This window comes from Streptomyces sp. NPDC002130 (assembly GCF_040296465.1).
Taxonomy (GTDB): Bacteria; Actinomycetota; Actinomycetes; order Streptomycetales; family Streptomycetaceae; genus Streptomyces.
On record NZ_JBEOXI010000225.1, the window covers coordinates 1 to 13,433 of the forward strand.

Annotated in this window: 13 protein-coding genes and 4 pseudogenes; 9 read left to right on the top strand and 8 right to left on the bottom strand. The window is 70.3% G+C overall.

Annotation, left to right across the window (positions count from 1 at the left end; genetic code table 11):
* Both ABT116_RS32020 and ABT116_RS32025 read right to left on the bottom strand, forming a co-directional pair.
* Nucleotides 1–107 (bottom strand): annotated as a pseudogene (locus ABT116_RS32020) (ABC transporter permease); the annotation flags it as partial.
* A gap of 10 nt (nt 108–117) precedes the next feature.
* Entirely contained in the window at nt 118–387 is a 270-nt protein-coding gene (locus ABT116_RS32025; RefSeq protein WP_351640938.1) for a hypothetical protein, read from the bottom strand.
* Here ABT116_RS32025 and ABT116_RS32030 point away from each other — a divergent pair.
* A pseudogene (locus tag ABT116_RS32030) lies at nt 387–1,583 on the top strand (vWA domain-containing protein); the annotation flags it as partial. The gene ABT116_RS32025 and the pseudogene ABT116_RS32030 overlap by 1 nt on opposite strands.
* Nucleotides 1,584–2,279: 696 nt before the next feature.
* The gene (locus ABT116_RS32035) at nt 2,280–3,128 is read left to right on the top strand and encodes an RNA polymerase sigma factor SigF (RefSeq protein WP_351640940.1); all 849 of its coding nucleotides are present in this window, start codon (nt 2,280–2,282) and stop codon (nt 3,126–3,128) included.
* Nucleotides 3,129–3,425: 297 nt separating this feature from the next.
* Here ABT116_RS32035 and ABT116_RS32040 read toward each other — a convergent pair whose 3' ends face one another.
* The 4 genes and pseudogenes from ABT116_RS32040 to ABT116_RS32050 form a co-directional block, all read right to left on the bottom strand.
* Nucleotides 3,426–3,881 carry a hypothetical protein gene (locus ABT116_RS32040; RefSeq protein ID WP_351640942.1) on the bottom strand — a complete coding sequence of 152 codons (456 nt, stop codon included), beginning with the start codon at nt 3,879–3,881 and terminating at the stop codon, nt 3,426–3,428.
* Complete coding sequence (locus ABT116_RS32045) at nt 3,878–4,003, bottom strand: hypothetical protein (protein ID WP_351640944.1); 126 nt, start codon at nt 4,001–4,003, stop codon at nt 3,878–3,880. The genes ABT116_RS32040 and ABT116_RS32045 overlap by 4 nt, the downstream gene beginning before the upstream one ends.
* A 156-nt stretch (nt 4,004–4,159) precedes the next feature.
* Nucleotides 4,160–4,279: pseudogene (locus ABT116_RS50970) on the bottom strand (IS630 family transposase); the annotation flags it as partial.
* 58 nt (nt 4,280–4,337) lie between these two features.
* A complete protein-coding gene (locus ABT116_RS32050) occupies nt 4,338–5,066 on the bottom strand; it encodes a hypothetical protein (protein ID WP_502983974.1) in 729 nt (242 codons plus the stop codon).
* Nucleotides 5,067–5,096: 30 nt separating this feature from the next.
* On the opposite strand from ABT116_RS32050, the gene ABT116_RS32055 reads away from it, so the two are divergent.
* The 4 genes from ABT116_RS32055 (at nt 5,097) to ABT116_RS32070 (ending at nt 9,004) form a co-directional block, all read left to right on the top strand.
* Nucleotides 5,097–5,546, top strand: coding sequence for a hypothetical protein (locus ABT116_RS32055; protein ID WP_351640945.1), 450 nt, complete (start codon nt 5,097–5,099; stop codon nt 5,544–5,546).
* Nucleotides 5,543–6,811: a sensor histidine kinase gene (locus ABT116_RS32060; RefSeq protein WP_351640947.1), complete on the top strand. Its 1,269-nt coding sequence runs from the start codon at nt 5,543–5,545 to the stop codon at nt 6,809–6,811. The genes ABT116_RS32055 and ABT116_RS32060 overlap by 4 nt, the downstream gene beginning before the upstream one ends.
* Nucleotides 6,808–7,470, top strand: a complete 663-nt coding sequence (locus tag ABT116_RS32065) for a response regulator (protein WP_351640949.1) — start codon at nt 6,808–6,810, stop codon at nt 7,468–7,470. Before ABT116_RS32060 ends, ABT116_RS32065 begins: the two co-directional genes overlap by 4 nt.
* 76 nt (nt 7,471–7,546) lie before the next feature.
* Entirely contained in the window at nt 7,547–9,004 is a 1,458-nt protein-coding gene (locus ABT116_RS32070) for a peptidoglycan D,D-transpeptidase FtsI family protein (RefSeq protein ID WP_351640950.1), read from the top strand.
* 94 nt (nt 9,005–9,098) lie between these two features.
* Here ABT116_RS32070 and ABT116_RS32075 read toward each other — a convergent pair whose 3' ends face one another.
* On the bottom strand, nt 9,099–10,556 hold the full coding sequence (locus ABT116_RS32075) for an NCS2 family permease (protein ID WP_351640951.1): 1,458 nt from the start codon (nt 10,554–10,556) through the stop codon (nt 9,099–9,101).
* A gap of 271 nt (nt 10,557–10,827) precedes the next feature.
* Here ABT116_RS32075 and ABT116_RS32080 point away from each other — a divergent pair, with 271 nt between their 5' ends.
* From ABT116_RS32080 to ABT116_RS32090, 3 genes are all read left to right on the top strand, one after another.
* Nucleotides 10,828–11,427, top strand: a complete 600-nt coding sequence (locus tag ABT116_RS32080) for a SigE family RNA polymerase sigma factor (protein ID WP_351640953.1) — start codon at nt 10,828–10,830, stop codon at nt 11,425–11,427.
* Nucleotides 11,424–12,281 (top strand): hypothetical protein, encoded by an 858-nt coding sequence (locus ABT116_RS32085; protein ID WP_351640954.1) that lies wholly within the window; start codon nt 11,424–11,426, stop codon nt 12,279–12,281. The genes ABT116_RS32080 and ABT116_RS32085 overlap by 4 nt, the downstream gene beginning before the upstream one ends.
* A gap of 83 nt (nt 12,282–12,364) precedes the next feature.
* Nucleotides 12,365–13,198: a pectate lyase gene (locus tag ABT116_RS32090; RefSeq protein WP_351640956.1), complete on the top strand. Its 834-nt coding sequence runs from the start codon at nt 12,365–12,367 to the stop codon at nt 13,196–13,198.
* Here ABT116_RS32090 and ABT116_RS32095 read toward each other — a convergent pair.
* Nucleotides 13,185–13,433, bottom strand: a pseudogene (locus tag ABT116_RS32095) (hypothetical protein); the annotation flags it as partial. The gene ABT116_RS32090 and the pseudogene ABT116_RS32095 overlap by 14 nt on opposite strands.

The following is a 13,433-nucleotide window of genomic DNA, read 5'->3' on the forward strand; positions in this document are numbered from 1 at the left end:
GGGGACTGGCCCGGGCTGGCGAACAGCACACGACAGGCCTGGACCGTGGCGCTGAAGGGGTTCCACTCCGCGATGTGGCGCAGCCACGGGGGTGGTGGTGACGCGTCGCTGCGCCACTCATGACGCGGTCCGCAACACGCTGGCGGTGGTCAACCTCTGGGTCATGTCCACACTGAACTCCTGCCGCCACAGCAGATGAAACAGTGCCGCCCGTACAGACGGTGCCGGATAGGCAGACACCGCAGACAGTGCTTCTTCAATCCTGATCCCCTCCCACACTGCACTTCTGACCGCGGCGAGCACATCCGGATCGAAGAACCACGCCCGCCGATAGCCGGCGAGGAACCGCACATTCTCCAGCTCGATCGGAGGGGGCTCGCTCCACATCCCTGGAGCCGGAGGTCGAGCGGGTCGTTCTGGGCGCTTCCGCGGACGGGGGCACCTTCGGCCAGTTGTCCGGTCTGCGGCTGCGACTGCTGGATGCCGGGACGGGTGGGCAGCTGGCGTTGTTCGAGATGGAGGCAACGACGGAGACGGCGTTCATCGGCGGAGAGCTGTACCGGCGGGCCGGTCAGTGGAAGTTCCGCGCGGTGGGACAGGGGTACGCGTCCGGACTCGCGGGCCTGGCCACCGACTTCGGCATCAGCGTGGATGAAGAACCGGGCACCACCGCGTCGATGGCTTCCTCCGCACCCACGTTCCCGTCCGCGCCCGCTGCCCCGGCGCCCACGCCTGCCGTCGCGAGCGCTCCGCTCCAGCCTGGACCTCCCACCCCAGCCCGGGCCCCGATGCCCCCCGCCCCGGACGCCTCCTCCCCGCGTCTCGTCAAGGGCGAGGAGCAGTTGCCGGTGGACATGCGCAAGCGGCTCTCTCTGCGCAAAGAGCAAGTGGCCGTCAGTCTTCGCAAGCACGGGGCGGACGGAGTGACCGCGCGCGTCATCCTGGTCCTGGACGCCTCCGGGTCGATGTCGTCCCTGTACTCGAGGGGTGTCGTAGCCGACGTCGTGGAGCGGATGGCCGCGGTGGCCGCGCAGCTCGATGACGACGGTGCGATGCAGGCGTGGACGTTCGCGTCGAATCCGGCCCGGCTGCCGGACCTCGCCCTGGGTGACCTGCCGGAGTGGCTGCAGCGTCATGTCCGGGTCGGTGAACTGACGTTGTTCCGGCGCAAGAAGCCGCGGAAGGGTCTGCTGCCAGGCCAGGTGGACATGCGCGCGGTCGGGGTCCAGAACGAGGAGCAGAAGGTGATCGCCGAGGTGCGGACCTACGTCCGTGAGCACCCGGCGGCAGCCCCCACGCTGGTGCTTTTCTTCTCCGACGGCGGCGTCTACCGAAACAAGGAGATCGAAACCGAGCTGCGGGAGGCGGTGGACGAACCGGTCTTCTGGCAGTTCGTCGGACTGGGGCGCTCCAACTACGGCGTGCTGGAGCGGTTCGACACCCTGCCGGGCCGGCGCGTCGACAACGTCGGGTTTTTCGCCGTCGACGACATCAGTGGCGTACCGGATGCAGAGCTCTACGACCGGCTGCTGTCCGAGTTCCCGTCGTGGATGCGCGAGGCACGGCGACTGAGCATCATCTGAGATGTCGTGTTGGCAGTGGCCAGGCCAGTCCGGAAGCCAGGAGTTGGTGGGCGCAGTCCCGGCCGATGGCGCGGCGTTGCCCGGCGTAGCGGTCACCGGCGTGGACCTGATCGGGGGGCGTGTGGCTCCGACGCCGAGACGGACGATTCACTCCGGCCTAACGGACTCGGTTGCGTCGGTCATTTTCCTGCTCAGCCAGCGGATGCATCGGCTGCCTGCGGCTCGTGCACCCGGCCTGCCGAGGTCGCGTGCGGGACAGGGAGTGCAAGGCACCGCGAGCCTTCCACCCCGCCCCCGCCCGCCTGCCGCCCATGCCCGCCCCGGGTATCGGCTGCACCGGAGCCCGCCGTGCGCGTCGACCTGCCGGGAGGTTCTGTGATTCTGTTTGCCCTGCTTCTCCCTGCTGTGATGATGGCTTTCCTTTTCGCTGCAGAAGCGCTCGAGGCTACGGCGATGCCTCCCTGGCATCGAGGGCCGCGGCTGTCGTCTCCGGGGCGACCGAGTGGTCCAGGCGTATCCGAGCGCGGAAGCCTGCCATCACGGCGCCCAGCGAGGTGGCAAGCAGTGGTCCGTGACGATGCCCGCCACGTTGACGTCCTCGACCCCGTAGAAGGCGTAGGCATGAAGGCGGGGGGAAGGGGTAAGCGCGGCAGGGGCAAGTTGAAGTGGTCGGCATGGCCGGCAGGGGAGGGACACATGGTTACGGATACGGCAGCGACGATGGCGCAGGCGCAGTGCGCTGAACTGCCGGAGATGGCCGACCCCTCGAAGGTCGCTCCGAAAGACGCGCGTGAGCTCACCCGCCTGTTCTTCCAGCAGCTGGATCGGCTGGAAGAGGGCACGCCGGAGTACCAGTACGCGCGCAACACGTTGATCGAGATGAACATCTCCCTGGTCCGCTACGCGGCCTCCCGTTTCCGCAGCCGGGACCAGGAGGAGATGAAGGACATCGTCCAGGTCGGCGTGATCGGTCTGATCAAGGCCATCGACCGGTTCGAGCTGTCCCGAGAAGTGGAGTTCACTTCCTTCTCGATCCCCTACATCGTGGGCGAGATCAAGCGGTTCTTCCGTGACACCACGTGGGCCGTTCACGTTCCGCGCCGTCTGCAGGAGGCCCGCGTCCAGCTGGCTCGCGCGACCGAGGAGCTGAGCAGCCGCCTGGGCCGCACGCCGACTGTGGCGGAGCTGGCCCAGCTGATGAACCTGGAGGAGAAGGAGGTCATCGAGGCGCGGGTGGCCTCCAACGGCTACCGCTCCTCATCCCTGGACGCCGCCATCGGCAACGGCGAGGACGGCGAGACGGCCTTGTCCGACTTCATCGGCAACGAGGACGGCGCGCTGGAACTGGTGGAGGACTTCCACGCCCTCGCCCCGATGATCGCCGACCTCGACGAGCGCTCGCGCAAGATCCTGCACTGGAGGTTCGTGGAGGAACTGACCCAGGCCCAGATCGCCGAACGGCTCGGCGTCTCCCAGATGCACGTCTCCCGACTGCTGTCGCGCACCCTGGCTCAGCTCCGGAAGGGCATGCTCACCACCCAATGACACCGCCGCCTCCGTCAACGCTCGCACCCCAGCTTCGGTGCTACGTGTCCAGTCCAACGCCGGGCACCGCGCGTCGCAGTGGTTCTGGATCGCCGTAGAGGGCGGCGTGCAAAGCGGCAACTGTGGGCACGCAGACACGGAGGTGATGGGCGCACCCACACAGCGGAACCTTTGCCCGGTCCTGACAGTGATCTCCCGGTCTGCACGGTGTGTACTCAGTACGCCCGGGCCACAAGGCGCAATCAGCGCCTGGATCGCGCTCCGCACGTCCGGGCCCGGTCCATCTCCGCGCCGTACTCAACTCGGTGGCCGGCGGACGCCGGGGAACTTCGCCGAGGTGGCCCGGGCCCGAGGGCGGCACGACCTGGGGGCGTTCCGGTAGCGCTGGGTCCCGGTTTGCCAGGCGTGGTATCCGCTCATCCACGCGGTCATGACGCGCACGTAGCTGGCGGCGTCGGCCCGCTCCCGCTGGGAGAGGGCGAGCTGCGCGCAGACGGCGGGCACCTGTCCGGCCAGGTCCTGGAAGCGCACAACGCGCCGGTCCACCTCGTTGAAGCCGATAGACTCGCTGACGCTCCCCAGTGTGCTAAAGGCTCCGATGTCGCGGATCCGGATCCGCGGGAAGCCGTCCCGGATCATCTCCGGTGCGAGGTCTTCCGTCCATACGACGCCCTCGGTGGCCCCCCAGGAAGATCCGGGCGGTGCGGCGGTCGGCCGTGTGGAGGAGTTGGCCGGTGCAGAGGGCGCTCTCATGGGCCAGCGACGCCCATCACCGTTGCGATGTGCCGGGCGGGGAACAGGTCGTTGAGCAGCGCGGTCGTCCGATCGTCGTTCAAGACCGCCTCCAGGGACATGCGGGTCGCTGCGATGGGCACGTGCGTTGACCTTGATGCCGTACGCGGCGCCTTCCGCTGCCGAGGAGGTGGTCAGTCCTGGCACGGGCGCCTGCCCACGGCGTACGCGCTGCGCCCGGTGTCGCCGAACAGGGTGTCGGAGCACGTGTTGACGATCCGCCCGTACCCGGCGGTGTTGTCCTTGGTGATGACCGAATTCCTGTCACCTCGTGCGAACCTCCGCCCGGCCTCCAGCCGGATCCCTTCACGCGCAGCCCGCCGTTCAGCAGGCAGGCCCCCACCATCCGCGTACCGCATAACACCGGCATACCGCAGGAATCACCCAGCGTCACCACCCGAAGGCAACCCGAAAAGGTCAGTAGCTGTCGAGCGGAACCCAGGCTCGCTCTCCCGCGTCGTTCGTGCCGTACCAGTAGTGCGGCATGCCCTTGATGCTGGTTGTGTGGAACGGGCGGCCGTCGTCGTCGATGCGGATCGTGCCGGTGCGGCCCTGGGAGGACCAGTCGAGTTCGAGGTACCAGCGGGCGTCGTGGGCCTGCGTCGTCGCGTGGACCTCCAGCACCTCAGGGTCCTCGGCGGAGACACGATAGGGGAAGCGTACGGCCGGGATGGTGTGCCCGCCGTCGGCACCGTTCGCGCCGTCCTCCGGCTGGGCCAGGGGGCGGTCCTCGTCGAGGTTCACGGTGAAGCGACGGGGAGTGAGATCGCTGCCGCAGCCCTGGCCCATGGAGTAGGCGCTCCCGTCGGCGGGAGTGCCGCGGCTGACGACCCGGACGTGGATCGCCCTCAGGACCACGGCCGTGGACGACCGCCCCTGCACCGAGATCCGCACCTTCGTCTGTCGCCCGTGCACCGCGCCCTGCGTCGTCGCCCACATCTCGGCATCCTGCGGGAACGGCGGCGGAGGCACCTGCGCGGACGGCTTGTCGAGGACGTAATCGTGATCGCAGCCCTTGTCCCAAACCAGGGGGTCGACACTCCAGGTGAGGGGCGGGTCGGCGGCGGGCTCGGTGGCCGACGGTCGCGTGGCCGACGGTTGCGCCGAGCGGCCGGGTGCGCCGGCGGCGGTTGGCCCGGGGCTCATGGGGCGGGACGACGCGTCCGTCCCGGAGGAGTGGCCGTCCAACAGGGCGGACAGACCCGCGACGGTGATGACGAGCAGTGCGCAGACGGCGGTAGCGGACGCGAGTGCGGCGTATCCGCCGGCCTGCGCGACGGGCGGGCGGCGGAGCGGGGCGGGGAGTTCTACGTCCTGGAGGCCCTGTACGTCGTGTTCCTCCTCGCGGCGGTCGCCGGTGCCGTGCTGCTGGCCTTCCGGCGCGGCCGGGCTCTGCCCGTGTCGGTGCCGCTCGCTCTGGCCTGGGTCGGCTCGGGTGCCGTGGCCTGCTGGGGCGGGTGGTTGTCGCTGGCCTCTCTCGGCGGCGTGGCGGACCTCGCCGACCGGCCCACGCCGCTGATGCATCTCGCCTACGCTGGCCAGATGCTCGTGGGCCTCCTCGTCGCCGCCATCGGCGCCCTCCACTGCGCGGAGCGCTCGGCCGGGGCCGCGCGGCGGACGGCGTGAGCGAAGTCGCCCGGCTGCTGTTCGGCCGGCGGGCGCGCCTGCGCTGGATCCATCTGATCCTCGGCGGTGCGCTGGCCATGCCGTACGTCCTGGTCGGCTCGGTGGTCGTCGGCCCGGCCGCCGGTTCCGAGGACGTCTTCGGCTCCCTCCCCCTCCAACTCGCCTCGTTCGGCCTGGGTCTGCCGCTCGCGGCCGTCACCTCGCTGTTCCCGCTGACCCGGCCCCTGGAGTCGGCCGCCGTGCGCTGGCTGTGCGGTGTGGACGCGGACCGGCTCGCCCTCGGGCCCGCGCGCACGCGGGGCGAGAAGGGCCGTACGGCTGCCTGGTTCACACTGCACCTCGGGTTCGGCGGGATCATCGCGGGGATGTCGCTGGCGCTGCCGCCGTTCGCCGTCACGCTGATCGTGCTGCCGGTCCTCGCGGCGGTGCGCGGCGACCTGCCCGGCCTGCCCGACGTCCTCGACCACGCCTGGGCCCTGGCACTCGCCCCCGTCGCGGGCGCGGTGTCGCTCGTCGCCCTCGCCGGCTGCGCGGCCGGCTGCGGAGCGCTGCTGGCCCGCTGGGCGCCCCTGCTGCTCGGCCCCACTCCCAGGGAGCGGCTCGCCGCCGCCGAGGCACGGGCGGCCGACCTCGCCGTGCGCAACCGGCTGGCGCGGGAGCTGCACGACTCCGTCGGCCATGCCCTGAGCGCGGTCACCCTGCAGGCGAGTGCCGCCCGCCGGGTCCTGGACTCCGACCCGGAGTTCGTCCGGGAGGCCCTCGCCGCGATCGAGGACACCACCCGGCGTACGGTCGGGGAACTCGACGCCGTGCTGGGCGTGTTGCGTGAGGGGGACGCCCCCGGCACGGCCGCCGCGCCGACCCTCGCCGACGACCTCGACGGGCTGCTGCGGCGTACCCGGGCGGGCGGACAGAGGGTGAGCGCCACCGTGGACACCGACCCGGAGGCACTGCCCCCGCTGCTGTCCCGTGAGGCCTACCGCATCGTGCAGGAGGGGCTGAGCAACGCCCTCAAGCACGCCGGTGAGCGGGCCGCCGTGGAGGTGCGGATCGCGGTGGATGGCGAAGACCTGGAGATCACCGTGGAGAATCCGGTGACCGGCCCCGCCCCCTCCCGCACCGGCGGTGGCCACGGGCTGCGGGGCATCGCCGACCGGGCCAGGCTGCTGGGCGGGACCGCGACGGCGGGACCTACCCCGGCACGGACCTGGCGGCTGCACGCACGACTGCCCATGACACGACTGCCGATGAGAGGACCCGCATGACCCGCCCGGCCCCGATCCGTGTCGTCCTCGCCGACGACGAGCGCATGGTGCGCAGCGCGCTGCGCGCCATTCTCTCCGCCGAGCCGGACCTGGCCGTGGTGGGCGAGGCCGCCACCGGCGCGGAGGCGGTGTCGGTCGTACGGGAGCTGCGTCCGGACGTCGTCCTCATGGACGTCCGGATGCCGGGGACCGACGGGATCCGCGCCACCGAGCAGATCCTCGCGACGCTGGACGAGCCGCCCCGGATCGTCGTCGTGACGACCTTCGAGAACGACTCCTACGTGTACGACGCGCTGCGCGCCGGAGCCGCCGGGTTCCTGCTGAAACGGGCGGACGCGGACGCGCTGGTGCAGGCGGTCCGGCTGGTGGCGCGCAGCGACAGCCTGCTGTTCCCGGCGGCCGTGCGCACCCTGGCGACCGAGCACGCCCGAGCGCACCCGGCGCCGCCCGCCTGGGTGGCGAAGCTCACGGGGCGCGAGGGGGAGGTGCTGCGGCACATGGCGCGGGGCCTGACCAACGCGGAGATCGCCCGCCGGATGGAGGTCGGCCCGGCCACGGTGAAATCCCACGTGGCGGCGGTCCTGGCCAAGACCGGCACCCGCGACCGCACGCAGGCGGTGATCGCCGCGTACGAGGCCGGCATTCTGAACGGTGGATGAGAAAACCGGCCCGTCGGATGAGAAACCAGGACGGACGGGAACGATCCGCCCGGCGTGGCTCGTCTGCATGGTCGGAATGAACAAGACGATCAGGCGCGCTTCGGTCTTCTCGCTGCTCCTGGTGCTCGCTCTGCTGGTCAGGGCGACCTGGGTGCAGTTCTACGAGGGCCAGGCGCTGGCAGACGACAAGGACAACCGGCGGAACGCGATCGAGACGTACTCGGCGCCGCTCGGGAACATCATCGTGGGCGGCCGGTCGGTCACCGGCTCGACGCCGACGAAGACGGGCGACCTGAAGTACAAGCGGACGTACACGGACGGCCCGCTGTACGCGGCGGTGACGGGTTACGCGTCGCAGGCGTACGCCCCGACTCAGCTGGAGGGCATCTACACCGATCTGCTCAACGGCACGGACAGCCGGCTCAAGTCCGTGATGGACACGCTCACCAACCAGCGGGCCGAGCCGGGCAACGTGGTCACGACCATCGACCCGGACGTGCAGAAGGCGGCCTACGAGGCGCTGGGCGACAAGAAGGGCGGCGCCGTCGCGATCGACCCGAAGACGGGGAAGATCCTCGCGATCGTGTCGACGCCGTCGTACGACCCCTCGTCGCTGACCGACGCCAACACCGCGGGGGCGGCGTGGAAGAAGCTCACCACGGACCCGGAGAAGCCGCTGGTCAACCGTGCGCTGCGGCAACCGCTGCCGCCCGGCTCGACGTTCAAGCTGGTGGTGGCGGCGGCCGCGCTGGAGGACGGGCTGTACTCGTCGGTGGACGAGCGGACGGACAGCCCGGACCCGTACACGCTGCCGGGCACCAGCCGGGACCTGACGAACGAGAACCCGAACGCGCCCTGCACGAACGCCACCATCCGTACGGCGCTGGAGTACTCCTGCAACAACGTCTTCGCCAAGATGGCCGTGAAGCTCGGCCAGGACAAGGTGAAGGCGATGGCCGACAAGTTCGGCTTCGACGACGACAAGCTGGACGTGCCGGTCCGGGCCTACACGAGCGTGTACCCGTCGGACATGGACCCGTCGCAGACGGCCCTGACGGGCATCGGCCAGTTCGACGTCACGGCCACCCCGCTGCAGATGGCCATGGTGTCGGCGGCCATTGCCAACGGCGGCAAGCTGGTGTCGCCGCACATGGTCTCGCAGATCACCGACAGCGGTGGTGATGTGCTGCAGGACTACGACGACGACGCCGGCACGAAGGAGATCGTCAGCTCCTCGACCGCCGAGCAGTTGCGGTCGGCGATGGAGACGGTCGTGAACAAGGGCACGGGCACGAATGCCCAGGTCCCGGGCGCGACCGTGGGCGGCAAGACGGGTACGGCCCAGCACGGCGAGAACAACAGCCAGGTGCCGTACGCCTGGTTCACCTCGTACGGCAAGTCCGACTCCTCGGGTAAGGAGGTCGCCGTGGCGGTCATGGTCGAGCAGTCGGACGCGGCCCGCTCGGAGGTCAGCGGCAACGGCCTCGCGGCGCCGGTCGCCAAGGCGATGATGCAAGCGGCGCTCAAGGACTGAACCTCAGCCGTCCGCAAGCCGTCTGTACAGATGAGACGGGCCGCCCCCTTCCCCCCGGGGGCGGCCCGTTCTCATGTCATCGCGGGTGACGGTGTCACTTCGCTCCCAGGAGCTGCTCGATCGGGTCGATGGCGAAGTACACGAGGAACAGCGCCGAGGTCCCCCACAGCAGCCAGTGCACCTCCTTGGCCTTGCCGAGCACGGTCTTGATGACGACGTAGGCGAGGAAGCCGGCGCCGATGCCGTTGGTGATGGAGTAGGTGAACGGCATCACCGCGATGGTGAGGAACGCGGGGATGGCGATGTCGTAGCGGTCCCAGTCGATGTGCTTGACCTGGGTCATCATCAGGAAGCCGACGGCGACCAGGGCCGGGGCGGCCGCCTGGAGGGGGACGATGGTGAGCAGCGGGGTCAGGAACAGCGCGAGGCCGAACAGACCGCCGGTGACGAGGTTGGAGAAGCCGGTGCGCGAGCCCTCGCCGACCCCGGCGGCGGACTCGATGTAGGAGGTCGCCGAGGAGGCGGAGGCCGCGCCGCCCGCGACCGCGGCGGCACCGTCGATGAGCAGCACCCGGCCGAGGTTCGGGACCTTGCCCTCCTCGTCGAGCAGGCCGGCCTCGGCGCTGATGCCGACGACCGTGCCCATGGTGTCGAAGAAGTCGGACAGGATCAGCGTGAAGATCAGCAAGACGACCGTGATGACACCGACGCCGGGGGCGCTGAAGGCGCCGAACAGGTCGAAGTGGCCGACCAGCCCGAAGTCGGGGGCGTCGACGAGCTTGTCCGGCCAGGAAGGTGTGGTCAGGCCCCAGGACTTGATGTCGGCGATGGAGTTGATCACGATCGCCAGCGCGGTCATGGTGACGATGCTGATCAGGATGGCGCCCTTGACCTTGCGGGCGAGCAGCCCGATCGTCAGCAGCACGCCGAGGCAGAAGACCAGCATCGGCCAGCCGGCGAGGGTGCCCGTGCCGCCCAGCTGAACGGGGACGGTGGTGTTCGCGGCGTCCGGGATGCGGCTGACGAACCCGGCGTCGACGAAGCCGATGAAGGCGATGAACAGGCCGATGCCGACGCTGATCGCCTGCTTGAGCGGCTGGGGTATCGCGTGCATGACGGCCTCGCGCAGTCCGGTCACCACCAGCACGCAGATGAGCAGGCCTTCGAGGACGATCAGGCCCATCGCGTCGTCCCAGCTCATCAGCGGGGCGATCTGGAAGGCGACCACGGCGTTCAGACCGAGTCCGGCGGCGAGCGCGAGGGGCAGGTTGCCGCCCACGCCCATGACGATCGTCATGACCGCCGCCACCAGGGCGGTGGCGGTGGTGAGTTGGACGGCGTCCAGCTGGTGCCCGAACTTGTCCTTCGCGCTGCCCAGGATGATGGGATTCAGGACAAGGATGTAGGCCATCGTGAAGAAGGTGGCGAAGCCGCCGCGGATCTCCCGGCCGAAGGTGGAGCCCCGCTCGGAGATCCGGAAGAACCGGTCGACGCTGTTCGACGGCGGTGCCGTGGCGGGTGGCCGGTCGGTGACCTGCTGGGGTTCGGACATGGCGCGTGCTCCTCGGTGCCTGGGTGATCGGTGTGCGGATGCTGGCCGGATTGTGCCCGGGTTGAACCCTGTTCAGGTTTTCGCCGTGTTACGGAATCAGAGTCCGGCCCGCCATACGCCGTTCGAAGCCCCGTACGAACTGTTCGACGATCGCTGCTACGCTTCCCGATCTCGTCCGGGCCTCCCCCCGGATGATCACATGTCATCTACATGACAGCCACAGGGTGCCCCGGCCGGGAGCGCCCGTAGCCGCTGGGAGGAGAGGTCGCCCGTGGGCACGGTCGTCGACGACGCCGCCTCCGTGGAGTTCCACGCCTTCTTCGAGCGTCACTACGCCGAACTGTCCCGCCTCGCCCACCTGCTGACCGGTGAGTCGGACACCGCGGACGACCTGGCGGCGGACGCGTTGCTGGCGATGTGGCACCGCTGGGACCGGGTGCGCGCGGCCGACCATCCGGCGGCGTACGCGCGCGGTGTGGTCGCCAACCTGGCCCGTACCCGCATCCGCAGCGCGGTGCGCGAGCGGCGGCGCATCGCGCTGTTCTGGTCGCAGCGCGAGGAGAACACCGAGAACCCGGATGTAGCGGGCGTGGTCGATGTGCAGGAGGCGTTGCGCCGGTTGCCGTTCCGCAAGCGGGCCTGTGTGGTGCTGCGGCACGCCTTCGACCTGTCGGAGAAGGACACCGCCCTGGCACTCGGGGTGTCGGTGGGTACGGTGAAGAGCCAGACCTCGAAGGGGATGGCCGAACTCCAGCGGTTGCTGGGGGCACAGGGTGTGCCGCAGCGGATGCACGCGACGCTGGGCGTCCCCCGCTGCTCGCCGGCTGTGGAGGGCGTGCGCACCGGTGAGGGCGGAGGGAGGGACCGATGAGCATGCGGCGGGACGTGCACGAGGAGGTGCGCGCCCGGTTGCACGAGGCGGCCGGGGCGCACGAGCCCGACCGGGAGCGCATGCTGGCCCGGGTCGAACGCGGCATGGCAGGTCCGGCCGGTTCCGGCCATGGGGCGACGCGTCCGCCGGTGTTCGGCTGGATGCGGGTGGCGGGGGCGACCGCCGCGGTCGCCGGCGTCCTGGCGGTGGGCGGCTATGCGGTTGCGTCCGCTGTGAAGGAGGAGACCGCCCCGCGCCAGCGGGAAGTGGCGACGTCGCCGACCCCGGTGCCCACGCCGTCCCCGGAGGCGACGAGCCGGGCCCCCGAACCCCCGGTGCCGGTGAAACCGGCACCGAGCCGGCCGTCCGAGCGCCGCGTGTCCGGGCCCCCGCCGTCGGGGACGCCGAGCGCTCCGGCCACCGAGCGGCCGCGCACCTCGGCCGAGGACGGCCCGCTGTGGTCGGACGGCTCGGTCGACCCGCACAGCAACGAGTTCTGGGCGCAGAGCGACATCACGCTCAAGACCCGTGAGCCACTGACGGCACTGACCGTGCGGTTGGAGGTCGCCCAGACCGGCGGGGTCTCCGACGCGGGCGCCTGGCGCTCCCTGCCCGAGGGCGACTTCACCCTGGAGGTCGCCGAGCGGGACGGCTTCCTCGTCTACACCTGGACCCTCAAGGAGGGCCGTACGGTCCCGGTGGGCGAGTGGGTGTTCGCCGGCCAGTTCGACCACGTCCGCGGCGGCCGCGACGCGGGCGGGGACCGCTACGCGGCGACGGCCACGGCCGGTTCGCGGCAGCTGTCGGTCGGCGGTGGTTTCGCCGCCGGAGACGACGGCGACGGCGACTCGTGAAAATTTGCGAAGAGGCGGCAACCCTTTCCTCACCGGTGGCGACCACTACGCGCAAGACCACCCCCCATCCGAGGAATCCGTACATGACTGCACCAGCAGAACAGCGCGTCCGCCACCGCCGCAGCGTCACCAAGCGGCGGACGGTGATCGCCGCGGTGTCGGCGTTCGGCATCACGGGTGCGGCGATCGTCACCACGTCGATGCTGTCGACGGCGGGCGCGGCGTCCTCCTGGCCCACGGACACGGGAAAGACCCCCGTGTCCAAGACCATCCCGGTCTCCGGTGTGCGCGACGGCGGGATGAAGATGTTCTACGGCACCGGCGCGCTCGGCCAGGACAACCAGGACGAGGGCCAGGACCCGCTCTTCGAGCTGGCCGACGGCGCGGTTCTCAAGAACGTCGTCATCGGCACCCCTGCGGCGGACGGTGTGCACTGCAAGGGCAGTTGCACGCTGCAGAACGTGTGGTGGACGGACGTCGGCGAGGACGCGGCCAGCTTCAAGGGCAAGTCCTCGTCCGCGGTGTACAAGGTGATCGGCGGCGGCGCGAAGAACGCCGACGACAAGGTGCTGCAGTTCAACGGCGCGGGCACGCTGAACGTCTCGGGCTTCCAGGTACGACACGCCGGCAAGCTGGTCCGCTCCTGCGGCAACTGCAAGACGCAGTACAAGCGCACGATCGTGCTCAGCGACATCGACGTGACCGCGCCGATGAACTCCATCGTCGGGGTGAACGCCAACTACGGCGACACGGCGACGCTCTCGAAGATCCGCATCCACGGTGACGGCAAGAAGAAGATCAAGACGTGTGTGCGCTTCGAGGGCAACAACACCGGCAAGGAGCCCAAGGAGCTGACGCCGCCCGGCCCGGACGGCAAGAGCTGCAAGTTCAAGGCCTCCGACATCAGCTACCAGTAGGCCCTTGCCCCCAGTGACTCCGGTTGGCCCTCGTCCCCCCTTGGGCCGACCGGGACGCCGGGTGTCCGGCCCCCCAGCCGGACGTCCCGGCACCTCGGCCCTCCGGAGCCCCCCTCCGGACGGCCGGACGGTACCAGCCGAGCCCCCCTCGGCCGGTCGGGCCCTGCACGATCCGTACGGCATCACTGAGAGACTGCCGTTGTTCCTCGCTCATCATGCCGAAGAAGGCGACGAG